This window comes from Plectonema cf. radiosum LEGE 06105 (assembly GCF_015207665.1).
GTDB lineage: Bacteria > Cyanobacteriota > Cyanobacteriia > Cyanobacteriales > Nostocaceae > Rivularia > Rivularia radiosa_A.
Window position 1 is genome coordinate 95022 of record NZ_JADEWL010000004.1, and the last position, 22809, is coordinate 117830.

19 protein-coding genes and 1 pseudogene are annotated in these 22809 nt (G+C 37.5%); 10 read left to right on the forward strand and 10 right to left on the reverse strand.

Translation table 11 applies throughout. From position 1 onward, the window contains the following. The first annotated feature begins 6 nt into the window (after positions 1 to 6). The 4 genes and pseudogenes from IQ247_RS02175 to IQ247_RS02190 all read left to right on the forward strand — a co-directional run bounded on the left by IQ247_RS02175 (position 7) and on the right by IQ247_RS02190 (position 3508). Complete coding sequence (locus IQ247_RS02175) at positions 7 to 729, forward strand: SDR family NAD(P)-dependent oxidoreductase (protein WP_193916571.1); 723 nt, start codon at positions 7 to 9, stop codon at positions 727 to 729. A gap of 31 nt (positions 730 to 760) precedes the next feature. Beyond that, positions 761 to 892, forward strand: a pseudogene (locus tag IQ247_RS33505) (SDR family oxidoreductase); the annotation flags it as partial. Positions 893 to 966: 74 nt separating this feature from the next. Then, positions 967 to 2079: an aldo/keto reductase gene (locus tag IQ247_RS02185; RefSeq protein ID WP_193916573.1), complete on the forward strand. Its 1113-nt coding sequence runs from the start codon at positions 967 to 969 to the stop codon at positions 2077 to 2079. 580 nt (positions 2080 to 2659) lie between these two features. After that, a complete protein-coding gene (locus tag IQ247_RS02190; protein ID WP_193916575.1) occupies positions 2660 to 3508 on the forward strand; it encodes an AraC family transcriptional regulator in 849 nt (282 codons plus the stop codon). A gap of 249 nt (positions 3509 to 3757) precedes the next feature. On the opposite strand, the gene rpsU is transcribed toward IQ247_RS02190, so the two are convergent. From rpsU to IQ247_RS02210, 4 genes are all read right to left on the reverse strand, one after another. Beyond that, entirely contained in the window at positions 3758 to 3946 is a 189-nt protein-coding gene (rpsU, locus tag IQ247_RS02195) for a 30S ribosomal protein S21 (RefSeq protein WP_015121075.1), read from the reverse strand. Between the two features lie 177 nt (positions 3947 to 4123). Then, positions 4124 to 4396 (reverse strand): RNA-binding regulator, encoded by a 273-nt coding sequence (gene rbp / locus IQ247_RS02200; RefSeq protein ID WP_193916577.1) that lies wholly within the window; start codon positions 4394 to 4396, stop codon positions 4124 to 4126. Positions 4397 to 4668: 272 nt separating this feature from the next. Further along, complete coding sequence (locus IQ247_RS02205; protein WP_193916579.1) at positions 4669 to 5925, reverse strand: aspartate aminotransferase family protein; 1257 nt, start codon at positions 5923 to 5925, stop codon at positions 4669 to 4671. A 262-nt stretch (positions 5926 to 6187) separates the two neighbouring features. After that, on the reverse strand, positions 6188 to 7957 hold the full coding sequence (locus IQ247_RS02210) for a pseudouridine synthase (RefSeq protein WP_322745392.1): 1770 nt from the start codon (positions 7955 to 7957) through the stop codon (positions 6188 to 6190). A gap of 227 nt (positions 7958 to 8184) precedes the next feature. On the opposite strand from IQ247_RS02210, the gene IQ247_RS02215 reads away from it, so the two are divergent. Further along, positions 8185 to 9885, forward strand: coding sequence for a DEAD/DEAH box helicase (locus tag IQ247_RS02215; RefSeq protein WP_193916581.1), 1701 nt, complete (start codon positions 8185 to 8187; stop codon positions 9883 to 9885). Next, on the forward strand, positions 9882 to 10919 hold the full coding sequence (locus tag IQ247_RS02220) for a hypothetical protein (protein ID WP_193916583.1): 1038 nt from the start codon (positions 9882 to 9884) through the stop codon (positions 10917 to 10919). The genes IQ247_RS02215 and IQ247_RS02220 overlap by 4 nt, the downstream gene beginning before the upstream one ends. A 516-nt stretch (positions 10920 to 11435) precedes the next feature. Here the strand turns inward: IQ247_RS02220 and IQ247_RS02225 are convergent. Next, entirely contained in the window at positions 11436 to 12320 is an 885-nt protein-coding gene (locus IQ247_RS02225) for a ParA family protein (RefSeq protein ID WP_193916585.1), read from the reverse strand. A 439-nt stretch (positions 12321 to 12759) separates the two neighbouring features. On the opposite strand from IQ247_RS02225, the gene IQ247_RS02230 reads away from it, so the two are divergent. Together IQ247_RS02230 and IQ247_RS02235 are read left to right on the forward strand one after the other, a co-directional pair. After that, the gene (locus IQ247_RS02230) at positions 12760 to 13917 is read left to right on the forward strand and encodes a sigma-70 family RNA polymerase sigma factor (RefSeq protein WP_193916587.1); all 1158 of its coding nucleotides are present in this window, start codon (positions 12760 to 12762) and stop codon (positions 13915 to 13917) included. 57 nt (positions 13918 to 13974) lie between these two features. Next, positions 13975 to 15144, forward strand: a complete 1170-nt coding sequence (locus IQ247_RS02235) for a DUF1822 family protein (protein WP_193916589.1) — start codon at positions 13975 to 13977, stop codon at positions 15142 to 15144. Positions 15145 to 15195: 51 nt separating this feature from the next. Here IQ247_RS02235 and IQ247_RS02240 read toward each other — a convergent pair whose 3' ends face one another. The 3 genes from IQ247_RS02240 to tsaA all read right to left on the reverse strand — a co-directional run bounded on the left by IQ247_RS02240 (position 15196) and on the right by tsaA (position 18610). Next, positions 15196 to 16236 carry a cyanophycinase gene (locus IQ247_RS02240; protein ID WP_193916591.1) on the reverse strand — a complete coding sequence of 347 codons (1041 nt, stop codon included), beginning with the start codon at positions 16234 to 16236 and terminating at the stop codon, positions 15196 to 15198. A gap of 355 nt (positions 16237 to 16591) precedes the next feature. Further along, positions 16592 to 17752, reverse strand: coding sequence for a n-acyl-d-glucosamine 2-epimerase (locus IQ247_RS02245; protein ID WP_193916593.1), 1161 nt, complete (start codon positions 17750 to 17752; stop codon positions 16592 to 16594). A gap of 297 nt (positions 17753 to 18049) precedes the next feature. After that, positions 18050 to 18610, reverse strand: coding sequence for a tRNA (N6-threonylcarbamoyladenosine(37)-N6)-methyltransferase TrmO (tsaA, locus tag IQ247_RS02250; protein WP_193916595.1), 561 nt, complete (start codon positions 18608 to 18610; stop codon positions 18050 to 18052). Positions 18611 to 18796: 186 nt separating this feature from the next. On the opposite strand from tsaA, the gene IQ247_RS02255 reads away from it, so the two are divergent. Beyond that, positions 18797 to 19753, forward strand: coding sequence for a M48 family metalloprotease (locus tag IQ247_RS02255; RefSeq protein WP_193916597.1), 957 nt, complete (start codon positions 18797 to 18799; stop codon positions 19751 to 19753). Positions 19754 to 19954: 201 nt separating this feature from the next. Here IQ247_RS02255 and IQ247_RS02260 read toward each other — a convergent pair whose 3' ends face one another. Both IQ247_RS02260 and IQ247_RS02265 read right to left on the reverse strand, forming a co-directional pair. After that, the gene (locus IQ247_RS02260; RefSeq protein ID WP_193916599.1) at positions 19955 to 20488 is read right to left on the reverse strand and encodes a DOMON-like domain-containing protein; all 534 of its coding nucleotides are present in this window, start codon (positions 20486 to 20488) and stop codon (positions 19955 to 19957) included. Between the two features lie 84 nt (positions 20489 to 20572). Next, positions 20573 to 21712: a phosphotransferase enzyme family protein gene (locus IQ247_RS02265; protein ID WP_193916601.1), complete on the reverse strand. Its 1140-nt coding sequence runs from the start codon at positions 21710 to 21712 to the stop codon at positions 20573 to 20575. Positions 21713 to 22174: 462 nt separating this feature from the next. Between IQ247_RS02265 and IQ247_RS02270 the strand changes: the two genes are divergently transcribed. Then, a complete protein-coding gene (locus tag IQ247_RS02270) occupies positions 22175 to 22564 on the forward strand; it encodes a DUF4870 domain-containing protein (RefSeq protein ID WP_193916603.1) in 390 nt (129 codons plus the stop codon). The last annotated feature ends 245 nt before the right edge of the window (positions 22565 to 22809 follow it).

The following is a 22809-nucleotide window of genomic DNA, read 5'->3' on the forward strand; positions in this document are numbered from 1 at the left end:
CAAATTATGAGTAAAAGTCGCCGTCAAATTCTAGCTGGGTTGGGAGCCGCAGGGGTAGCAGGTGCAATTTATACGAAAAATGCAGCCAAAGCAGATGATAAAACACCAGTTATATCTCAAACAAATAACATTCAACCACAAGACCGCTTTGCAAATAAAGTAGTTTTAATTACCGGGGCAACTTCCGGAATCGGCAAAGAAACAGCCAAAGCCTTTACTCAACAAGGTGCAAAAGTATTCTTCTGCGGTCGTCGCGAAAATTTAGGAAAACAGGTAGAAAAGGAAATCCGTGCTTCTGGTGGAGAAGCAACCTATATGCGAGCAGACGTTCGTAAAGCTGAAGAAGTAAAAGCCTTTGTCGATGCTTGCGTTGCTAAATACGGTCGTTTAGATATTGCCTTTAACAATGCAGGTATTGATTATCCACCGCAACCTATTGTCGATACTAAGGTTGAAGAATTCGATGATTTGATGAATACTAATGCTCGTGGCGTTTTCTTGGGAATGAAATATGAAATTCCCCATATGTTAAAAGCCGGAAACGGTGCAATTATCAATATGGCAAGTATCGGTGGTAAACGTGCTTTTCCTAATATCGTCGGCTATGGAGCTAGTAAAGCCGCAGTTATTCATATGACAAAAATGGCTGCTCAAGAATATGGTAAAGATATTCGCATAAATGCTGTATCTCCCGGAGCTATTGATACTGCCATGCAAGATATGAGTTAAGCGTGACTGGGAAGTTACTGAGGAAGAGCTTGTTGCACCATATCCTGCTAAACGTGTTGGAAATGTAGAAGAAGTTGCTAATTTGGTAATGTGGTTAGCTTCAAATGATGCTTCTTATGTTTCCGGGGGTGAATTTAGCATTGATGGTGGTGGGCTTGGTTAATAGTTCGTGGTAGTACCAGGGCGAATCTCAAAGTTATCAAAAAAGTAGAACTAACATATACAGGGAATTAATTTATGTCACTTAATACTTACTATACCCTTGGACGTTCCGGACTTCGCGTCAGCCGTCTTGCTCTTGGTACAATGACCTTTGGTACTGAATGGGGTTGGGGTGCGGATGAAGATGCCGCACGACAAATGTTTAATACCTACGTCGATGCTGGTGGTAATTTGATTGACACCGCAGATTTATACACTAACGGTACTAGCGAAACTTGGTTGGGTAATTTTATTAACGAGCGCAATCTCCGGGACAAAATTGCGATCGCGACAAAATTTAGTTACAATGCCGAACCAGGAAATCCCAATGCTGGTGGTAACGGACGTAAAAATATTATCCGCGCTGTGGAAAGCTCTTTAAAACGTTTGGGAACTGATTACATCGATTTATATATTCTCCACACTTGGGATAAAATTACTCCTGCTGAAGAAGTAATGCGTACTCTTAACGATTTGGTATCTGCGGGTAAGGTGCGATATATCGGACTTAGCGATACACCTGCTTGGTATGCAGCCAGAGCGCAAACTATTGCCGAATATCGTAATTACGAACCTATTTCAACTTTGCAACTCGAATATTCCTTAGTAGAACGGAATATTGAGCGAGAATTTATACCTTTGGGAACTGAATTAGGAATGGGAATAATGGTGTGGAGTCCTTTAGCTAGGGGACTTTTGAGCGGTAAATATAAGCCTAGTGAAAGTGGATTTACTGGGGAAGGAAGACTATATGTTACTAGTGAGGTAGATAATCCAGCATTTCAGAAAATTAGTGACAGAAATTGGAAAATTGTTGCGGAGTTGGAAACTGTTGCCAAAGAGTTAGGGCATAGTATGGCACAAGTCGCAGTAAACTGGGCGGTAAATCGTCCCGGTATCGCATCGGTAATTGTAGGTGCTTCTAAGTTATCGCAGCTCGAAGACAATATAAAAGCATTAGATTTTGAGATTCCCGCAGAACTTGCAAATCGTCTCGAAGCTGTTAGCAAACCAGAATCACAGTTTCCCTACAGTTTCTTTGGTAGTGAAATTCAAGGAATGATTAACGGTGGTGCTATGGTTGGAGATAAACCTGATGGCTATAAACTCAATGTGTTGAGTAAATCTGCTGGTGCTGGTGTTTCTTAGAGCGTGTTTATAACTAAAAAATAAAATTCTTGTAGGGTGTGTTAGATGCACGACTATGTTCTGCTAAAACATATAATTTTAATACATCTAACGCACCAACAGTTGTTGGTGCGTTAGGGAGCATCCCCGCAGGTGTAAATTTATTTTTTTGTAGTGCGAGCTTCTAGCTCGCTAGCTAGTACTAGGGAGCGAGACGCTCCCACTACAAATTTTATTTTTGCTTTCATTGGGATGCTCCCGTGCGTTACGGCAAATTTTCACCTACTCTTTTTCCTATCGAATCCCAGAAAGCCGTAACACACCCGGCTCTTCAAATTTATTTTATAAACACCCTCTTAGATTTCTTAGAAAGTAGTGAAAATTCAGATTCCCAAAAACCGGGAATCTAGAAATAATCACAAAAGTTTTGTATCCATCCCAATTTTTTTATTCTCGAAGCTTCTTGGGATGGGTTAGCTTTTGAATACAATCAGGTGAGCAAAAATCCTATCATAATCATTACCATAAATTATCAGTAAGTTGATCTAGATTGCTATAGTTAATTTAATATAAGTTAACTTCTATAAGCATTCTCAATCCGATGCCACAACCCAAGCAGCAAACAAATGCTACCATTATCAAAGCCGAATGGAGCGATTTGATTGTAGAATACGGTCGGATGGAAAAAGTTGGGGAGTTTGATTTTACCATGCCTAAAAACGCAATCAGCGTGGTATTTGCTCCCCACGAGCGCGTTACTTGGTCGGTTGATGGAGGAAAACTCCAGACTACTTCTTTACCAGCAGGAAGTATATTTTTATATTCCCAACGCGAATTTGTTTGGCATCGAAGAGAAAAAGAAAGCGAATATGTAAATTTATTGCTTGAGCCACAATTAATCAACCAATTGGCAGATGACAACGGAATTACGACGACCATTGAATTAGAACATCGAGTAATTTTTCCCGATCCAACTATTTTGCACGTAGCTCAGCTATTAAAATCTGAGGTAGTCAATGGTGGTTTATCTGGTAATTTATATGTGGAATCGTTACGAAATTTACTAGCAATACATTTACTGCGAAATTACACCGGAACCGAAGAAAAATCTTCCCCAGAGGTAGGTGTTCTAGATTCTCTTAAGCTCAAGGAAATCAAAGATTATATCGAAGAAAATTTAGCAGAAGAATTAGCGATTGCCAATCTTGCTGCATTAGTTCCGATGAGTGAATTTCATTTTGCTCGTACTTTTAAAAGTCTAGCAAAAGAACCACCACATCGTTATATCCTTAAGCGTAGAATAGAAAGAGCAAAAATCTTATTGGAAGTGACACGATTTTCGGCAGCAGAAATCGCGTATCAAGTTGGATTTTCTAATCCCAGTCATTTTACAGCACAATTTCGTAAACTTGTAGGAGTAACACCAAAGGTTTATCGCAATAGCTTCTAAAGTCTACTGAAAAGATGCATTGATGACTCAAAAAAAACCGTGCCGCTTTACGCAAGCGTGGCATAAGAGCTCAAATAGGTTCTTGCAACTTAAATCAATAAAGAGAGGGGAAGACAATTATCAATAAACAATTATTAGTAAGATAACAATAATTGATAACTGATAATTGACTAACCATAATACTCAACTCGACTTGCTAAGCTCATCTTCCTGCGGAAATCAAGAAAATTTTAGACAACTTTACTGTCTTTAGTATTTAAAACGTCTCTTACGCTGCTTGGATCTAGCAATTGCTTTACGCTTGTGTTTTTGTAGAGGTGTTTCAAAGTGACGATGCTTCTTGATGTCCGGCATAATACCAGCTTTAGAAACTTCACGTTTGAATCTACGTAATGCTGATTCAATTCCTTCGTTTTCGCCTACAACTATTTGGGTCATTCTTTCTCCTATCTAAACTAACATTCTTCAATATCGCAATCAATGCTCAAATCTAAACATTAACATTAACTGCGAGCAAAAAAAGGGCAAACTTCTTGTATGCCCTTCATACTCAAAAGTTAAATAATTTTCTAATCGGGTAGAGCCGCCTCTATTATATACTTCACTACTAGTTCCTTACCATCTACCACCGGCGGCACCTTTTTCTGGTTTTGGCTTGGCTTTGTTAACTTTTAGACTGCGACCCATCCATTCAGCACCATCAAGAGATTCTATTGCCTTATCCTCTTCTGTATCAGTTCCCATTTCAACAAATGCAAAGCCTCTGATACGACTTGTTTCTCGGTCAAGTGGTAAATAAATGCTTTTTACATCTCCATATTCTAAAAAGACCTGCTTTAGGTCACCTTCTGCAACCTCATAAGAAAGATTGCCTACGTAAATCGACATACAACGTCTCCAGAATTAACAATGCGAGGAGATTTACATCCGGAGAAGTCTGCAATACATAATCTAAACAAACTGACCAACCGAACTTAATCTTCTGCCCTATACCATAGCATAAATCAGATGCCTGTGCTGCGCTGTCTCTGCTTCCTCCGCTCCCCCATACTTATCCTCACCCAGCAATTTTAAGGTTGTAGAGACGCGAAATAATGCCCTTCGCATCTCTACATGGTTTCGGGAATCAATAAACCGATCAAAATTAATGTGGCGGAATACTAGATTGTTGCGATAACTTGCTCGATAATCTCTAAAGCCCGATTTATTTGCGCTTCGGTAACAATTAACGGTGGTACAAAACGGACAACTTTGGTACCTGCTGGTACTAAAAGTAAACCTTCGTTCATTGCCGCTTTTACTAAATCAATCGCCGTCAATTCAATATCTGGTTGCAGTTCCATTCCATTAATTAAACCCCAACCGCGTACTTCGGCAATGCGATCGCCATACTTTGCAGCAATTGCTTGTAAACCTGAACGCAGTTGTTGGCCCCTATAATGTACATTTTGGATAATATTATCTTTCTCCAAAGTATGACAGACGGCGAGGGCGACAGCACAAGCAAATGGATTACCACCGAAAGTACTAGCGTGTTCTCCTGGCTCAAATATATCGCAAAATTTCTTCGCCATCATCGCACCAATGGGAATACCGCCCCCTAAACCTTTAGCACTGGTGAAAATGTCTGGTTCGACTCCGAGGTATTCATAACCCCATAATTTACCACTGCGTCCCATTCCCACTTGTACTTCATCGAAAATTAATAAAATACCTGTTTCGTCACAAATCGAGCGCAGCTTCTGAAAATATTTTATATCTCCAGGACGAACTCCGCCTTCTCCCTGTAACGGTTCTAACAAAATAGCCGCGACACCATAATCACCTTCGTCTAACTCCCCAATTGCTGCTTCTACTGCATCAATATCGTTGTAGGGTACGTAATCAAATCCCGGTACTAGGGGGTAGAAGTTTGTTTGATATTTTGGTTGTCCGGTAGCGGTAATTGTTGCTAAAGTCCGTCCGTGGAAGCTCGCATTTGCCGTTAGAATAATCGGTTTATCGATATCTAAAACGGTATGAGCATATTTTCGTGCCAATTTGATCGCGGCTTCATTTGCTTCCGCACCAGAATTACAGAAAAATACTCGATCGGCACAGGAATTATCAACTAGCCAACGCGCTAATTCTCCTTGTTCGGGAATGTAATATAAATTTGAAATGTGGTGTATTTTTTGAATTTGCTGCGTTACGGCTTCTATCAATGCCGGATGTGCGTGTCCCAAGGTACAAGTAGCAATCCCTGCTACAAAGTCGAGATATTGCTTTCCTTCGGTATCCCACAACAAGCATCCATCACCTTTTTCTAAGGCTATAGGAAAACGTCCGTAAGTGGACATCACAACTTGATCAAAACTTGCTTTATTAAAAGGGGTAGATGCTTGGTTTGCTTGTTGAACAAGAGTCTCAATGCTCACGGCTTAACTCCTGAATATCTGTATTTTTAGACAAATTGTATAAATCGGAGAAAGAAAAATTAAACATTTCTGGACAAATTCCTTTCTCTTTTACTTTTTACCAATAGTGAAGGTAAAACATCTATTGTAATGTAAATTACTATTTTTGGAAAATAATTTTAAAAGCAATCAGGAATGCTCAATTAACAACTAGAGCAGAGACTAGTTGATTCGGCAGTTAAAATATGCACACCTTTAACCTCTAACCTTTGACCTTTCACCTTTAAAACGGAGTTTCTGCTTTCAAGTATATCATTTCCCTTAAATGGGGATGCTCAAATGTCAATTCCCTTGCGTGGAGATGTAACCGAGTCGCTTTTCTAAATTCGCATCCGTAAAATTTATCCCCTAAAATGGGTATACCCAAACCCTTCGCATCGGCAGCATGAACTCTTAATTGATGGGTTCTTCCCGTCAAAGGCATAAATTCAATGCGGGTGTAATTATCTTCAGGAGCATCCCAAATGTTTAAATTTGTAGTGCGAGCATCTTGCTCGCTATCTTGATTAATGTTGGGAGCATCTTGCTCGTTATCTACATCAAGGGAGCAAGATGCTCCCACTACGAGATGTTTTTGGCAAATTGATATGCTCCGGTTTTCTTCTTTGTTTAAAACTTGAAATTTAGTTATACAAGATTTCCCGTATTTGTAATTAACTTCTTGATAAGGACGATGTTCGGGATTTCCCCACAGTGGTAGTTCAATCGTACCTTTGTTTTTCAATAAATTACCAGAAAGTACGGCTTCATAAACTTTCTTAACTAATCTTTGCTCAAACTGCTTGCTTAATAACCCATGGGTTTCTTGATCTTTTGCTAAGAGTAAAATTCCAGAGGTATCCATATCCAATCGATGCACTGCTGTAATATTTTCACCATTTGGACATAAATTAATTAAGCGGCTCAAAACGCTATCTTGATTGTAATGATACCTTCCGGGAACTGATAGTAAACCTGCGGGTTTATTTACAGCAATTAACCATTCATCTTCGTAGATAATGGGAACTTCTCTCCTCCTAACTTGGGAATTAGATTGTAATCCCGATAACAAAAACCCCATCAACGGTTGACAGCGTTCAATACAAGCACCATAGAATTCTCCTTGAATTTTATCTTGATTGGATTCTCCCCACCAAAATTCCGCGATCGCCAACGGTTGCAAATTATTCGTTGCAGCATAATGAAGTAATTTCACAGCACAACAATCACCCGTACCAGTTGGTAAGCCTTGGGGCATCAATTGCTGTAAAGTTGATGAATTACCTAAAAAATTCATGATTGAATAAGCTGCGTGCATTTGTGCTTGCAGTTTGCGGGATATTTGCTTACGTTGCTGCTTCAATTCTCGAATCTGTATATCTGCACGATTAATTACCATCTGAAGCGGTTGTAAAACTTGATCTTGCTGTTGTTTGAGTATTTTTCGCTCGATTCCATCCCGACGACTTGATTCGTTAAGTTTTTCTAATTCTATATTTAATTGATTTAATTCTTGTCCCATCAGGGTTTTATAGAGTAACTGACGTTTTTCCTGACGTTGTTGTTTATTAACTTGATGACGTTTACTCATGTCTTGCAAAGCTTGTTCAAACTGTAGCGCTATAGTTTTATATTCTTTTCTTTGAGCCAGTTGTTTAAGTTGAATAATTTCTTGTTTAATAACTTCCAATTCTGCTAAGGTGCGAGTTTCTTCTAATACTACTTGCTCTCTACCGGGAATTGACGGAACCCAACCTTCAACTAGACTACAACCATTCAATAATCCAGAAAAAGCTTTGAGTATCCTTTTTTCGCCGTTTGGTAATTTTACTAATAATATCCCGTACATTTTACCTTCACGGGAATATATTGGATTAGTACCAAGTTGCTGCATTAAACGAATGGCGATCGCTTCTGCTTCTAAAGTACGGGGAAGCTTTAATAATTTACCGTCAGAATATCCTTGATAGTAATAAGTAGCAGGTGAGTTATTGATTTGATCATTGCTTTCCATGAAATCTGAAAGCGGGTGGAGAAGTAACATAAATATGAAGCCAAAACCGGGTTTATGCAGTGTAAGTTCTAACATCTTCTAATCAAATAATATCTAACTCCAGATGGATGCACTTTTATTGATTTTTAATGGTAGTGAATTTTTCTGAAGCTAAAGAGTTGTATCAAAAGTAATCATAATCCAATTTTTTTTGGCAAAATCAATATCAGTACCATTTTAAATTTAAAATGATCGAGATTAAATTTGAAGATTCACAAGCTGCCTATGCTCTCACAAATCACCAATTTAGTTCATATGAAAGCTATGAAGCGAGATTATCTCTGTTCAATTTATCGATATTGGCTGACTACGACCAATTAGTATGTCTACCGGAACTTTACAATATTGACAAACACTGGTACCAAATTGAAACAGCGAAGAAAGTCATCAAACAGTTTGGTGGTAGAGCGATGTTGTCCGATGAAGTTGGATTGGGAAAAACCATTGAAGCTGGGATGATTTGTAAAGAATATCTTTCTAGGAATCAAATCAAATCCCTTTTAATTCTCACTCCTGCGACCTTAGTTTCTCAATGGCAACAAGAACTTCAAGAAAAGTTTAACATTAGTACAGTTACCACTGAGGACAGAGAACTCCCAGCATCGGAGTTTTGGACGAGTCATAATCGGATTGTCGCTTCTATAAATACAGCAAAGCATTCCACTCATTTTGATTATGTGACTTCCCGAAGTTGGGATATGGTAGTAGTTGACGAAGCTCACCACTTGAAAAATCGCCGCACTCTCAATTGGAAGCTGGTTGATGCGATTAAAAAGCGATTTATTTTAATGTTGACGGCGACTCCCGTGCAAAATCATTTGGTAGAACTGTTTAATCTTCTGACTTTACTCAAGCCTGGCTTATTAAAAACTGAAGTTCAGTTCAAACGGGAATATGTTGGTTCAAAAGATGGTAGAATTCCCAAAAACCCGGAAAAATTAAGGGAATTAATGCGGGAAGTAATGATTAGAAATACCCGTTCGGTTGTAGATGTTAAACTTCCCAAACGCTTCGCTTCTACGATTACGGTACAACCGACTGCTGATGAGAAAGAATTATATCAAGCTATCAACGAATATTTACGCTCATCACAAAAAGAAAAAACTATTGATAAATTAACCAGAAATAACTTATTAATGCGTGCTGGTTCGAGCCCTGCGGCTTTAGTTAGTTCTCTGGAGGGATTGCAATCCCGTTTTAATAATTCTCAAATTTTGTTTTTAAAAAAGCGTGCTAGTAATATCAAACAGTTTGAAAAAACTCGGATGTTAGTAGAATTGCTGAAGAATTCTCATCAAAAAACTTTAGTATTTGTTAATAACCTTGCTACTCAAACTTATTTATCTGAAAGTTTAACAATTGCTGGGATAAAACACAGTTCCTTCAGGGGTGATATGTCGCTTAAAGCCAAAGATAGCGCTATTGAAGTATTCCGAGAAGAAGTACCCGTAATGCTAGCAACAGAAACAGGAGGAGAAGGACGCAATTTGCAATTTGCCAATGCAATTGTTAATTATGACCTACCTTGGAATCCGATGAAAATTGAACAACGTATAGGTCGTCTTCACCGCATAGGGCAAACTCAAGATGTGTTTATTTTTAATTTTTGTATCGCTAATAGTATTGAAGAATATATTTTAAAAGTGCTTCATGACAAAATAAATATGTTTGAGTTAGTGGTAGGAGAAATTGAAACCATCTTGGGGAATATGGGAGATGAATTTGATTTTGAAGACATGGTAATTGACCTATGGTTGGCAAATTCTCACAAAGAGGAATTAGACAATGCTTTTGATTCTTTTGGAGGACAGTTATTAGATGCCAAACATAGTTATCAAAAAGTGCAGGAATTTGACGAAAACTTATTTGGAGATGATTTAGAAGCATGAAAAATCAACTTCTTGATGCTATCAACCAAGTAATTAGTTTAAATTCGGGAGTCGCGGAATATACGAATGATGATACTTTAGAAGCCTTGTTGCCGGTAGATATTGCTCGCTCTCTAAATGTATCTGATTCTGTTAGTTTTAGCACCAGAGCAGATGTCAACGATAGCTATTTTGTTACCTATAATTCAGAAATATTTGATAAGTTTTCTGGGTTACTTGATATTCAAGGTTGTGCATCTGCATTAGCTATTAAGTATGATGGTTATCTGAAAACTACGGGTTTTGAGAAAAGAATCAACGATACTTTATGTCCGCAAAATGGGTTAATTCGTGTTGGCAAATCCTTTGGAGCCTTGACTCCTTACATATTATTTAATATGTCTTATACTGCAAGCGCAGATGAAAAGCGATTGGGAATGGTGTCGTTTTTTATTAATGCTCTTACGGGTATTCCTGGTGTAGAAATTGGTGATGCACTGTCTTGGAAATCCGACCAAATTTGTTTAAAAGATGCGTCAAATCTAGCGCATATAAACTTTGAACCATTGTTAAATACAGCTAATTCCCATGCCTCGAAATTGATTGATACAGAAATTACACCTTGGCGTAAAAGTTTATCGCGTAAATTAGGTAGAGATGAAGAAAGAATTAAAACCTATTACAACACAATTGTTTCTGAAATTCGAGCCAAAATCAACAAGAAGAATTTGGAAGGAGAAGCACAAGAAAAAGAATTAGCTCGGATTGAAGCGACACAGATGGAATTAAAACGAAAATTAACTGATTTAAACGAGCGATATTCCTTGAGTGTGACAGCAAAATTACATAGTACTTTGGTAATTTTATTACAAACAGTTCATATAGAATGCGAACTTATTAGAAAAAAGGCAAAACGGGGAATAATTGCAATTTGGAATCCTTACTTGAAAATTATAGAACCGTTGCAATGTGAAGAGTCAGGGATGCCAGTGACAAAATTTTATCTTAGTGATGAGTCAGCTAAAATTATTGCTCCGGAGGTTTGGAATAAGTAAATTACTTCATATCTTGCACCATAATAGGACTTACGCAATTGTCACAATACTCAGTCGGTGCGTGAAACTACAAAGCTTATTATTAGATTCCGGCATTTCTCAAAGTGTCAGACAACGGCAATAACGCCCTTGGGAAAATCCACACCGCCTAAAAGCCTCCCTTACAATCAAAAATGTGCCTTTTTGCTAAGTCCTACATAAAACAATACGGTTCAGTTAAGGAAAATTGTAGGTTGGGTTGAGGCTCTGCGAAACCCAACAAACCCGCCTTTCGGTTGGGTTGAGGAACGAAACCCAACCTACATATATCAAGGTTTTTGACTTTAACTGAACCGTATTGCTACATAAAAAGCTATCGTCACAATAATTACGAATTGTTTGACTTAATTCTTACCCGCCTGGGATTGCAAATCCCAGTCTGATAGCAAAAGTCCATAAAAATGGACTAAAGATATTACAGTTGAGGAGTACCATTGCTAACAAGTTAAGCTTGTATCACAGTACTCCTAACTATTCTTAAAGTTTTTGCAACAATTCCTGAGTTAATTGAGTAAAAGCTTTTGAACCACCTGATTGAGGACTATTTAACACGACAGGCATAAAACTATCAACTGCTTTAGCAACATTTACATCAACAGGTATTTGGGTTTCACAGATTTTTTCCGCGCCATAATCTTGATAAACACGGTTAATTACTTGTTTGTAATATCTCCCAGTTAACATATTACTGTTGGACATTGTAAACACAATTCCCAACATTTTGATATCTATCTTTGCCTCATTTTCGTGACTTTCTTTTAACTGAGCAATGCGTCTTTCTAATAACTGAATACCCACCACAGATAAAGGTTCTGGCTTTGCAGGAAGAACATAAAAATTACTCGTAGCTAAAGCACTGCGAGTTAATAGATTGTAACCGGGAGCGCAATCTAGTACAATAAAATCATAATCGGCACGTACTGGTTCTAATATCTTACCCAGTAACATCCTTTCAAAACGATTCCAAATCGCTTCAAAGTTATTTTCACCTAGATTAACTGCTTGTTGATGCAGCATTTCCGATACTACAAATTCGTCGTAAAGGTCGATATCTCCCGGTAGTAAATCAAGTCCAGGAAGATTATGAAGTGAAGGTTGAATAATTTCTTGAATCGTCAATTTTACCCTATCTGATGATTTGACAATATCATCAATTAAAAATCTTAAAGTCCGCCTTTTTTTCCGCAGTTTAGCAAACTCTATCGGTGACATCAAACTGAGAGTCGCGCTGATTTGAGTATCTAAATCCAGCACCAACACCCGCTTACCGTGATTTTTCGCTAAACAAGTTGCTAAATTGACGGTAAGAGTGGTTTTTCCCACACCACCCTTCATATTAGCCGTCGAAATTACATATCCCATATTTTAAGTCCTCAGAAGAACGCTTTTCCAGATAGTTAACGTGAATAGCTCTATAAAAGTAAAAATTATAGCGACATTTAAGATTTTTGAATGTTTTCTTATTTAAAGCAGTCAGATTATACCAGTGAGTTGATTATTGATAAACCCACTTGGTTAAAGAAAATCTATTTAACCAAATCTTCCATTAGCGCGATCGCACTATAACCACTGGTGAATACAATCACGGCATTTCCTCAAAAGGAAGGAAAATTCACTCGTTTGAGTCTACCAAAGCAATTTGTAGATGTTGCGGAGAATCCCTAACTAGTAAACTTAGAGGTTGCGATAATTAACTTCTAAAATCCGAGCAATTACTTGCAGTCAAGTTTTGGCTAAACTTGTAATGCTTTATTCTTTAGATTAAATTCCCTATTATTCCCCTTATTGGCTGGTATTTTTTATGCAACCCAGAAATAATCTTGTGGAGATATTTTCCACTTTTTTACAATTTGATGCAGATCGCTTTCGTGGATGGGCGACTGATGCTAAACTGCGTCGGAGTATGATTAATTGTGCAAAGCAAATTCCCCAGGAAACCTCAGATAATTTTTGGGCGCTTTACTGGTACAAAGTATGGCATTCCCAGTCACAGCAAATTGCCAAAGAACATCTTTTAGCTTATTTACAGGAGTGTTGTTACTGGAGTTCAGCAAAAGCAGCTAATACATTTGCGAGTATTCAGTATAATCTTTCCGACTGCTTCCAAATCGCGATCGCAAAGTTTGATAAAGTTCTCCAGGGGTACAATCCTGATTCTGGTTTTCGGCTGAAAAACTACGCTAGTGCGACTTTCGGGAGTGTTATCCGCGATACTTTACGTCAGCGTCACGAGGTTGATATTTGTTCAGTTTGGGGTTTGTTACGTAAAACCAGTCACAAGCGTTTGGTTGAATCTTTGCAGCAGTCTGGTTTAGCTGAAGATACAATTGCAGCCTATGTAGTTACATGGAACAGTTTTAAAACTTTTTACGTACCAACGCAGGCTAGTAGCACTCGTCAACTTACCCGTCCAGATGAGAAAATTTGGTCAGCTATAACTCAAGCTTACAATAAACAAACCAATTCATCGGTAGATTCTCAAACCTTGGAAACTTGGTTATTGAATTGTGCTGCTTCGATTCGTAAATATCTTTATCCTAGCGTCACTTCTATCAATGCTCCTGCGGGTGGTGAAGAATCTTTTGAATGGATAGATAATCTTGCTAGTGGTGAAGAATCTTTATTAAATAAAATTATCGCAACGGAAGAAGAACAAGTAAAGGCTTCTACTGTATCTGAGATGAATGCCGTATTAGTAAATGAAATTACGCAATTAGACAAACAATTGCAGCAAATTTTACAACTTTATTATGGACAAGGTTTGACACAACAACAAATTGCGAAACAATTAGAAATTAAACAATACACGGTTTCGCGACGATTGAGTAAAGCCAAAGAAACATTACTGCGTTCCGTATTCCAATGGAGTCAAGAAAAACTGCATATTTCCTTAACATCCGACCTATTAAAAACTACCAGTAGCGTCATGGAGGAATGGCTGTACAGTTATTACACTTGACAGTTGTTTATTACCAATCTACAACCTATAACCTTTGACCTTATTAGGAGTATTAGGATGAATCATGTTTCGTTATTTACTTTCGCTTCCCCATCTGACTTGATTTTAGAAATACCATTAAACGCTCAAAATCAAGCTTGGGTTGAAAGTCAAAATTTTTCTAATTCGGCAAATTGCTATCAAGCATATATGAATAAACTTTGCCTTCTGGCTATCTTACCCTGGTTGGAGTCAGAATTCACTCAGCAGGCAAAGCTTGCGCCCAGTACCACTGCATTACCCAGCTTGTGGGAGCTGGTTAATGGATGTTCAATTACAATTACAGACGGGACTAAATTTGTATTGGTTCCCACTGAAGATATTGATTTAAGTGAGTTAAGGGTTGCTCAAGAATGGATAGATATACCCAGTTGGGTGGGTGATTATTATTTGGGGGTACAAGTCCAACCGGATGAAGGTTTTGTCAGAGTTTGGGGTTATTGTACTCATGCTCAACTCAAAAATCATCTTAATTATGATGCTACTTGGCGGACTTATTCTTTAGATTCCACCGACGTTATTACAGATTTAAGTCTATTAACTATAGCGCTACAGTTTTGTCCCCAAGAAACAACCCGCAGGGAGATTCCACCTTTAGCAAATTTAACTCCAGCCCAAGCGAAAAATTTAATTTCTCGTTTGGGAAATCCCCAAGTAATAACACCTCGTTTGGAAATCCCATTTTCTATGTGGGGAGCTTTAATCGAACATGGGGGTTGGCGAAGAAGTTTATATGAAAGAAGATTAGGATTACCGGAACAATGGTCTGTTATAGAATGGTTGCAAAATGGAGTTTCTCAAACAGCACAACAATTTGGTTGGGCAAGCTTTGATTTACAAACTGCTACGTCAGGTACTCGTAGTGTAGAGCAATCGGGGACAATCCTGGCTCGTGAATTAACTATTGCGGAACAACAATATATTCTTTCAATTGTTCCTCAAAATGAAGCGGAAGCAATAATTTGGCGTTTTGAATTGCGTAACGCTGTGACAGGTAATTTTATTCCCGAAGGATTTAAATTGAGATTGCTTACTGAGGATTTAGAATCCTTCCCTAATCATGAAGATGTAGCAGTAACTGCTGTAGAACAACTTTTTGTAGAGTTGATGTTAGAGTCAGGGGAAGGGATAATTTGGGAAATCGAACCTATACCGGAAAATTGCAATCGCGAAGTTTTGCGGTTTTGAGTATTTAGGAGGTATTCGGAGGCTTGATTTTCGGTTTTAAACGCAAAGTTTTTAATTGCGAATTCGTTCTTGTCGAAAACCAGAATCACCACCCGTAGTAAACCAATATTCCCAAGTTCCTCCAGAAGCCGCTAACCAGTTATTAAGGTCAAATGAACCACTTCCTTCGGGTGTTCCTTGAATTTTATAGGCTTTAACAGCTCGTCCATTATTATCCCAAATTAACGGCAATCCGGGTTTGATTTGTTCTGGTGCTGTACCATTACTTTGTAGAAAATAAGCATCATGTCCCCGATCCGAACCATTACCAAAAACTTGAGCAATTCCGTCTTCATCAATTGCGACAAAAGCACCTTCTTCCAAACCAATAGCATAAATGGGATGATTTTCAGCTACCATAATTCGAGCCATTAATCCGAAAATTCTCCCGTATCTTGTCTCAGGATGATTGTCATTACATCTGTCTAAGTGAGTGTCAGTAATCGTATATTTCAGATGAGGAACCTGGAGAAAATTACTGTGATAAATATCCTGAGTATTATCATGAAAAGGGTCATTTAAAATTTCTGAACTCAACAACCCTTGTTTAGAAGGAGCATAATAATACTCTCCTAAAATTGCCATGCCGGCACTAGTTCCACCTACGGGAACTTTTTTATGATTAATTAAATAATTAATTGCATCTTCTGTAGCAGTTCCTTCCCAGCAATCTTCGTATTTATTTTGATCTCCACCAGCAAAATATAAAGCATCTGCATTTTTGATGTATTGCACCACCTCTGGATTATTAGCTGCTTCGCGACTATCAATAGAAAGTTCCGCAGCCGAATTAATTAAATCACTATAATTATCTGTAATCCACTGTGCTTGTCTGCCCACACCACCGCAGCGCAATACTAAATAATCTCCGTAATTAGCTTGTTTTAGAAACCATTTAGTCGCTGCATCTTCTCCTACAGTTCCTCCTTCTGCACCACCAATCAAAAGAATCGCAGGTTTTGGAGCAGAACCCTTAACCTTTCCATACTCTAAATAATATTCAAAGTTGTTGCTATCATCAGCTTGTCTGTAATCGGGGAGTTTGATTGCCATAAATCAATTACTTTTAACTTATTATTTTGCAAATCATCATTATAGTTGGTGGTGATTAAAATAGATATATTTATATAAGTCAAGTTATAAAAAATTCTTAAGTAATTAGGACTTAGCAAATATGTTTTAAACGCAAAGGTACGCGGAGGTATACGCAAAGGTACGCAAAGTTTTTATATTTTGAGTAATTTGGAGATGAGGCTTATTGTGATGTTATATTCGTACCCATATCTCTCATAACCTCTGATCTCAGCGTCCTCAGCGCGACAGTTGCTACAACGGGGGGAACCCCCGCAACGCACTGTCTTGTCTCTGCGGTTATTTAATCCATAATCTTCCCCCACAAAACCAGCATTTAACCCAACTGTAACCAACACATATACATTGCTCTAGGAACATGAAAACAACCCTTCCATTTGCCACCTTTTAAATTCAATAACACTTCACCACGACGATTTAAATAACCAAACCACTCCCCATACTGGGTATCCGCGAAATGTGTCCAAGTATAATTGTGCATTTTTTGATACCACTGCCAGCATTCCTTCCTTCCCGTTAAACGATAACCCATCGCTAAGGCAACCAAAGATTCTAAATGCACCCACCACAACTTTTGATCCCATTCAAGTTGCTGTGGTGGATGTCCAGAAGCATCCATAAAGTAATACAAACCACCGTATTTTTTATCCCAAGCAAAATCAAGAATATTCAAGGTGACATCAACCGCTTGATTAATTAATTGCTTATCCCCACGACGCTGAGCGATATCCATCATAAACCACATGGCTTCTATACCGTGACCGGGATTAATTAACCTGCCTTCAAAACAATCAATGTGGTTCGCATCGGGAGCCACATTTTCAAACATTAATCCTCGTTCCTTGTCGAGGAAATCACCCATAACTTCTGTAACAGTTTGATCTAAAACTTGTTCTAAAGTATCGTTTTCTAACAACCAAGCCATTTCTAAAGACAAATTAGCTAAAATCATCGGTACTGCTAAAGATTTCATCGGACGAGTACCGGGATAAGTTTTATTATATTTACCTTTGGGATTGGACTGACGACGTAGAACGTTATTATAAGCTTGTAATGCGATATCTTTCGCCGATTCTTCCCCAGAAGCAAGAGCATATTGACTAAAAGCCATCGCCGCGAAACAATCGGAAAATATATTGTAAGGTTGGATTAATGGTTGACCTTCGCGGGTTAAAGAAAAATACCAATTACCGTCATCATCTCTCCCGTTTGCAGCGAGGAAATTGGCACCGTTTGCAGCGATTCTCAACCAATCTTCCCGTTTCTCCAAGTGATTATACAGCATAGAAAACAGCCACACCTGACGATTTTGCAGCCAAATAAACTTGTCGGTATCGTAGACTTTACCAGTTCTATCTAAACAAGTGAAATAACCACCTTTTTCCCAATCTACCGAATGGTTTTCCCAAAATGGTAGAACATCCTTGAGCAGAGTATCTTTGTACAGTTGAGCTAGTTGTTGAGAATTGTACTCCATTAATTCCACCTGTGATTCAAAATCGATGGAGTTAATTATCGCTTTGCTGGGAATGAGAAACAAGTATAACCATTTTGGATTTGAAATTTTAGATTTTGGATTGAAAAAAGGGTCTTGTATAATTGTGGCATACTCTTTTCTCAGTGTATAATGACGAATCTCTCTTTAATCTCTTTCCTCTGCGTTCTCTGCGTCTCTGCGGTTTTTTTTTCATCATCATAAACTGGGAAGCGAATAATCAATTCATTTAAACGCAGAGGAAAGCAAAGGTAAGCGCAAAGGCTCGCAGAGTTTTAATTATCTGAGATTGGTTTTACCAAATATATCAATTTCATGTTCGGAAGCGTTTTCAATGTCGTTTACATAACCGCATTTTGCATCGGGAAAAGCATCGCAATAAGTGACATAGGGTTTTATATCTAATACAGGAGTTTGGTCTAGTAAGTCAATTCCTTCTACATATAAAATCAATCCTTCTATTTTAATTAGTTTTGGTGCGCTAATTCCGATGGGATTCGGACGATGGGGAGCGCGAGTTGCCAGAGTCCCTCGACGAATGCGCGGACCGCGTGGAATAATTACGGTGGGATTCCAGTGTTTATTTAGATGCAACCATGAAATTACCCAAATCCGCTCGAAACCTTCCATGTCTTTGAGTGCTTCTTCGGGTATGGTGTTGAACAGTTCAATTTTTGCGATCGCGGGTTGGTAGGTTGATGGTGCGGATTGAAGTTGCGATTGTCGCGGGGTTCCGTGTCTTTCTTTGTAAGGAGAATGCACCACACCAATGGGTTGTAATGTAATGTCGGCAGGAAAGGCAACAGTTTGAATGTAGTCTTTTGGGGGAAATTTAGGCATACTCACACCTGTTAACTTTACTCCGAATTTTTATATTACATAATTTTGTATAACTACAATAGAGTTATTGTAATTTTAATTTATAAAATAAGAAATTTTACGTATTTTTACGTATATAAACACTGCTGAACATTAAGTAAAATTAAGTTATAAGAATAACTTGTATTTAAAATTTACACAGTATAAATGAGTATATTAAAGCCAGCAATTATAACTTGTTTGTGTTTGCTGTTATCCACTACAACCAAAACAGAAGCAGCTTCTGAAAATAATTCTATTTACCAAAACGCTAAAATACAATTACCTCCAGACTTTTACGCACTTTACCGCATTGTCGATCGAATAGCGCGTGCAAATGAATACGATACTCATCCTTGGCAAATTGTGAAAGTCGCCAAATATGATAGTCAAGCATTCAGCCAAAATGTCAATTTGATACCTATTTCTCATGGTGTATTAGAAAAATTAGGCGGCGACGCTTCAGCCTTGGCTTGTATAATTAGTCACGAAATGGCTCATCATCAGCAAGGTCATCAAGTTGTTAGGAATGTCGAAAAAATAGAATTAATTGCTCAGATTCGAGAAGATGCGGAAAAACAAGTTTTAGGTGGAGAGCGAAAAATGTCTCCAGTTTCAGCAGTAGGTGATTTTGTTGTCAGACGTGTGGTTGGAGGTGCGATTGGTACTGTTGTTGGTGGTGTTTTAAATAATCGAAGCAACAGAAGATTTAGACAAGCGCAACAACGAATTAATACAATTGTAGAGAAAAAGACGGCAGAATTAGAAAAAAATATCCAAAAACAAAGTAGAGAAGATGAATTTGTTGCCGATAAATTTGCTTATCTGGCTTCTGTAAAAGCAGGTTTTGAGCGGGAAGGATGTTTACGTGCAATGTTAGTACTTAATCGCATTCCGGGAATTGAATTTGAGCAAAATTATCCCACTATCGAAGAACGAATTGCAGCAATAAAAGCGATAATGACAGAGTTGGAAACTGAAAGTTTAGTCGAGTCAGGACAAGAAAAGTTATTTAAAACTCAACCTTTAACTTACAATTTGTCTCCTAACCAAACATCCTTACGTGTAAATTCTCGTCATGGTGCTTCAATGGGAGATGATATTGATAGAATGTTTGGTAATTGATAAAAATATAGAAGTTGCCAAGCCAAATGAAACCGGGTTTCTAGACATCAAGATATAAGTTAAGAGAATAGTTTTTTCTCCTAAACAGAGTACCTGTAGCGTTTTTTTATCGGGAATCTTCTAACAGGATAACAATAGTCAAAAATAGGGAATTTCAATCAGGAACTCTTGCGGTGATGTATCACTATTTATAGAAATAGATTATACATAAAACAAAAAACTATCTCGCAGATGAAAATCTGCTTCTTTTCCACAATGGGTTAATGCCCAATAACTCATATCTCTGTTTTTCTCTTTAATAACAGCGGTAATAGAAACGTCAAAATTTCTGTCTATAGAAGTCAAACAATGCATATTGAATTCTAAACTAATAAATAAAGCATTAGAATCGCGCAGAACATTAAAGGGAAGTGAATCAACTCTATGTTCTAATTCCATTACTTCTCGATATCTTTCAAAGCGATAAACATTCCAATCTCCACTGGGAGAAAAATTAAATTCCCAATAGTGAGTAGAATTATATTTTCCCAGAAAAAACTCGAAACAAGTTGTTTCCCAAAGTCCATCTTTACGAGTTGGAATATCTACGACGGGAGGAATTTCTATTTGCTCTAAATCGCCTTTGAGTGCGTAATTAACAGTTAATGTATGATTTAGCCGAATAATTTCACCAGTAATCTGTAAATCAGTTTTTGTTGGCTCAAATGGTTGTAAGGAAAATGCATGATTTCTCATAGAATTCGCTAAATAATGGTCAATTGAAATCAGACGTAGCAAGATACCCCGTCTCTAGATTATTTATACAGCTATTTCTGAAAACTAATTATCAAAACTTGAAATAATTTCCATAATTACATTTTCTTGCATTTCAATACTTTCAGTTAACTTGAACTGTACTAAAGCCCTAGCAAGATTGTGTTCTGGGTATTTTACTTTAAAATAAACGTTACCTGCTAAGTAATCTGTAAAAAACCGCAGCCCTAATTCAAATGCAATTAAACGAATCCCATCGTATATATATGCATAATCACTCTTTGTGAGAAAATCTTTCGCTACTGAAAGATAACCGCTCAAAAGTGACTTACAAATATCAGTATCGAAACTTACTACTTCCCAATGTTCTGTTTCTTCTCCCAAAGAATTGCAACCGCAGCGCAAACAATCACCAATATCGTAATGTACTAATCCAGGTTTAACGGTATCCAAGTCAATAATACTGATAGCTTGTCCAGTAATAGTATCAATCATGACATTGTTTACCTTGGGGTCGCCGTGGATGGGACGTAAGTGGAGATGTCCTTGCGATCGCGCATTTTCCAAAACGTCAGCTAAAGTCTTACGACAATCAATAAATTGCCAACAGTATTCAACTTCCAAGAATTTATTCGACTTATTATATTTATATAAGTTCTCTACATTTTCGTATTGTTTTAAATAATTGGGTGTAATATGAAAACCCGGTAGAGTATCAGCTAATTTTTCTACTGGTAAATCGCCGATTAAATTATGAAACATTCCCAGAGCGTAACCGATTTCATTTGCGTGTTTATTATCTTTGATAATATCAAATGTTTCCGCATTCTCAATAAAACCAATTGCCCGCCAAAATGAGTTTTCAGCATCAATAAAATGGTCTTGGCTATTTTGAGTTAATAATACTTTTGGGACTTCCCAACGACGTTTTGAACTCAGGGGAGAATCTTGTAAACGTTGACGTACATGATTGGTAAAAGTACTTATATTCTGCATTACCAATTCGGGTTGACGAAACACATTTTGATTAATGCGTTGTAAGATAAAATGCTTTTCTTCTAAAGAATCTAAGGTAACAAGAAAAGTACCGTTAATGTTACCATGCCCAAATTCTTCAACTTTGATAACATTGCCTTGTGTTTGAAATTTATTGGCAACTTCAACTAAATTATTCAAGTTTGTTTCTGTATTCAGAGGTGCGTTCAAAATAATTACCTAAGTTACCTAATGTTTAATTTATAATCGGTGTTGACTTTTTTGATAAATAATATAATATATGCCGTTGATTAACCAAGCCAATATCAGTATGCAACATTCTTAAATCAATTGCGATGGGTTCAAGCCCTTACTCAAATCCCATGTAGTTTAAAATCGTGGTTCGGTAAACCCGATCAATTTTAATTAACTAATTTTTAAGCATTATTTAATTATTGGTTAATTATTGGTTAAATATTGGTTAAAATAACCTGTGTGTAAAAGCTTAATTTTTTCGTGGGGTAAGAAGTCGGGTTTTTACGGGTTTCTATCCGTAAAAACCCGACTTCTATGATTTTTGTCGTAGTTTACGTAACCGAAGGGGTAATTACGGGAAACCTCAATGGGAGTCTGACAAAATACTCGTTAAAATGTAGTTAATCTCATAAAAAAACAAGTTGAGGAACTGGCAAAATGCAAGAATTTACATATAATTCCGATAAGCGTAAATTGCTATCGAGTTTATGTCATGGGGCGATTTTTTTTAGTACAACATTATTTTCAATTGGTGTTCCAATTGCTATTTATTTTACTGCCGATGACCCCATTGTTAAAAGTAACGCTAAAGAGTCAATTAATTTTCACTTCAATGTTTGGTTTTGGGCAACTATAATTGGAGTACCAATCGGAATTTTAATCGCAATTTTATCTTTTCTTACCTTTGGTATTGGTGGAATCTTGTTTTTCCCAGTTGTTGCCTTTGGGTTTTTACTACATTGGGGATTGACAATTTGGGCATTGTTGCACTGTTTTAGCAATCCAGATGAAGCGTTCCGTTATCCGTTTATTTTTCGATTATTTTAATCCTTTCAAATTTATATTTAGTTTTCAAAAAAGGGTTGCGAGGGGCATCCCTTTTTTGTTTTAGACAATAAAATAAACCGTTTTATTACGATAAATAATATTACTTATTCGTAGAATCTTTCTAGGCGCTACATCAGTATGCTGGTAGCGTGAAAATTATGCGTTACTGTCGTCAATACTTTGTGAATGCGGTAGGGTAATTAAGTAAGGATAAAACCCCACGAATTTAGCAAATAAAAGTTCTG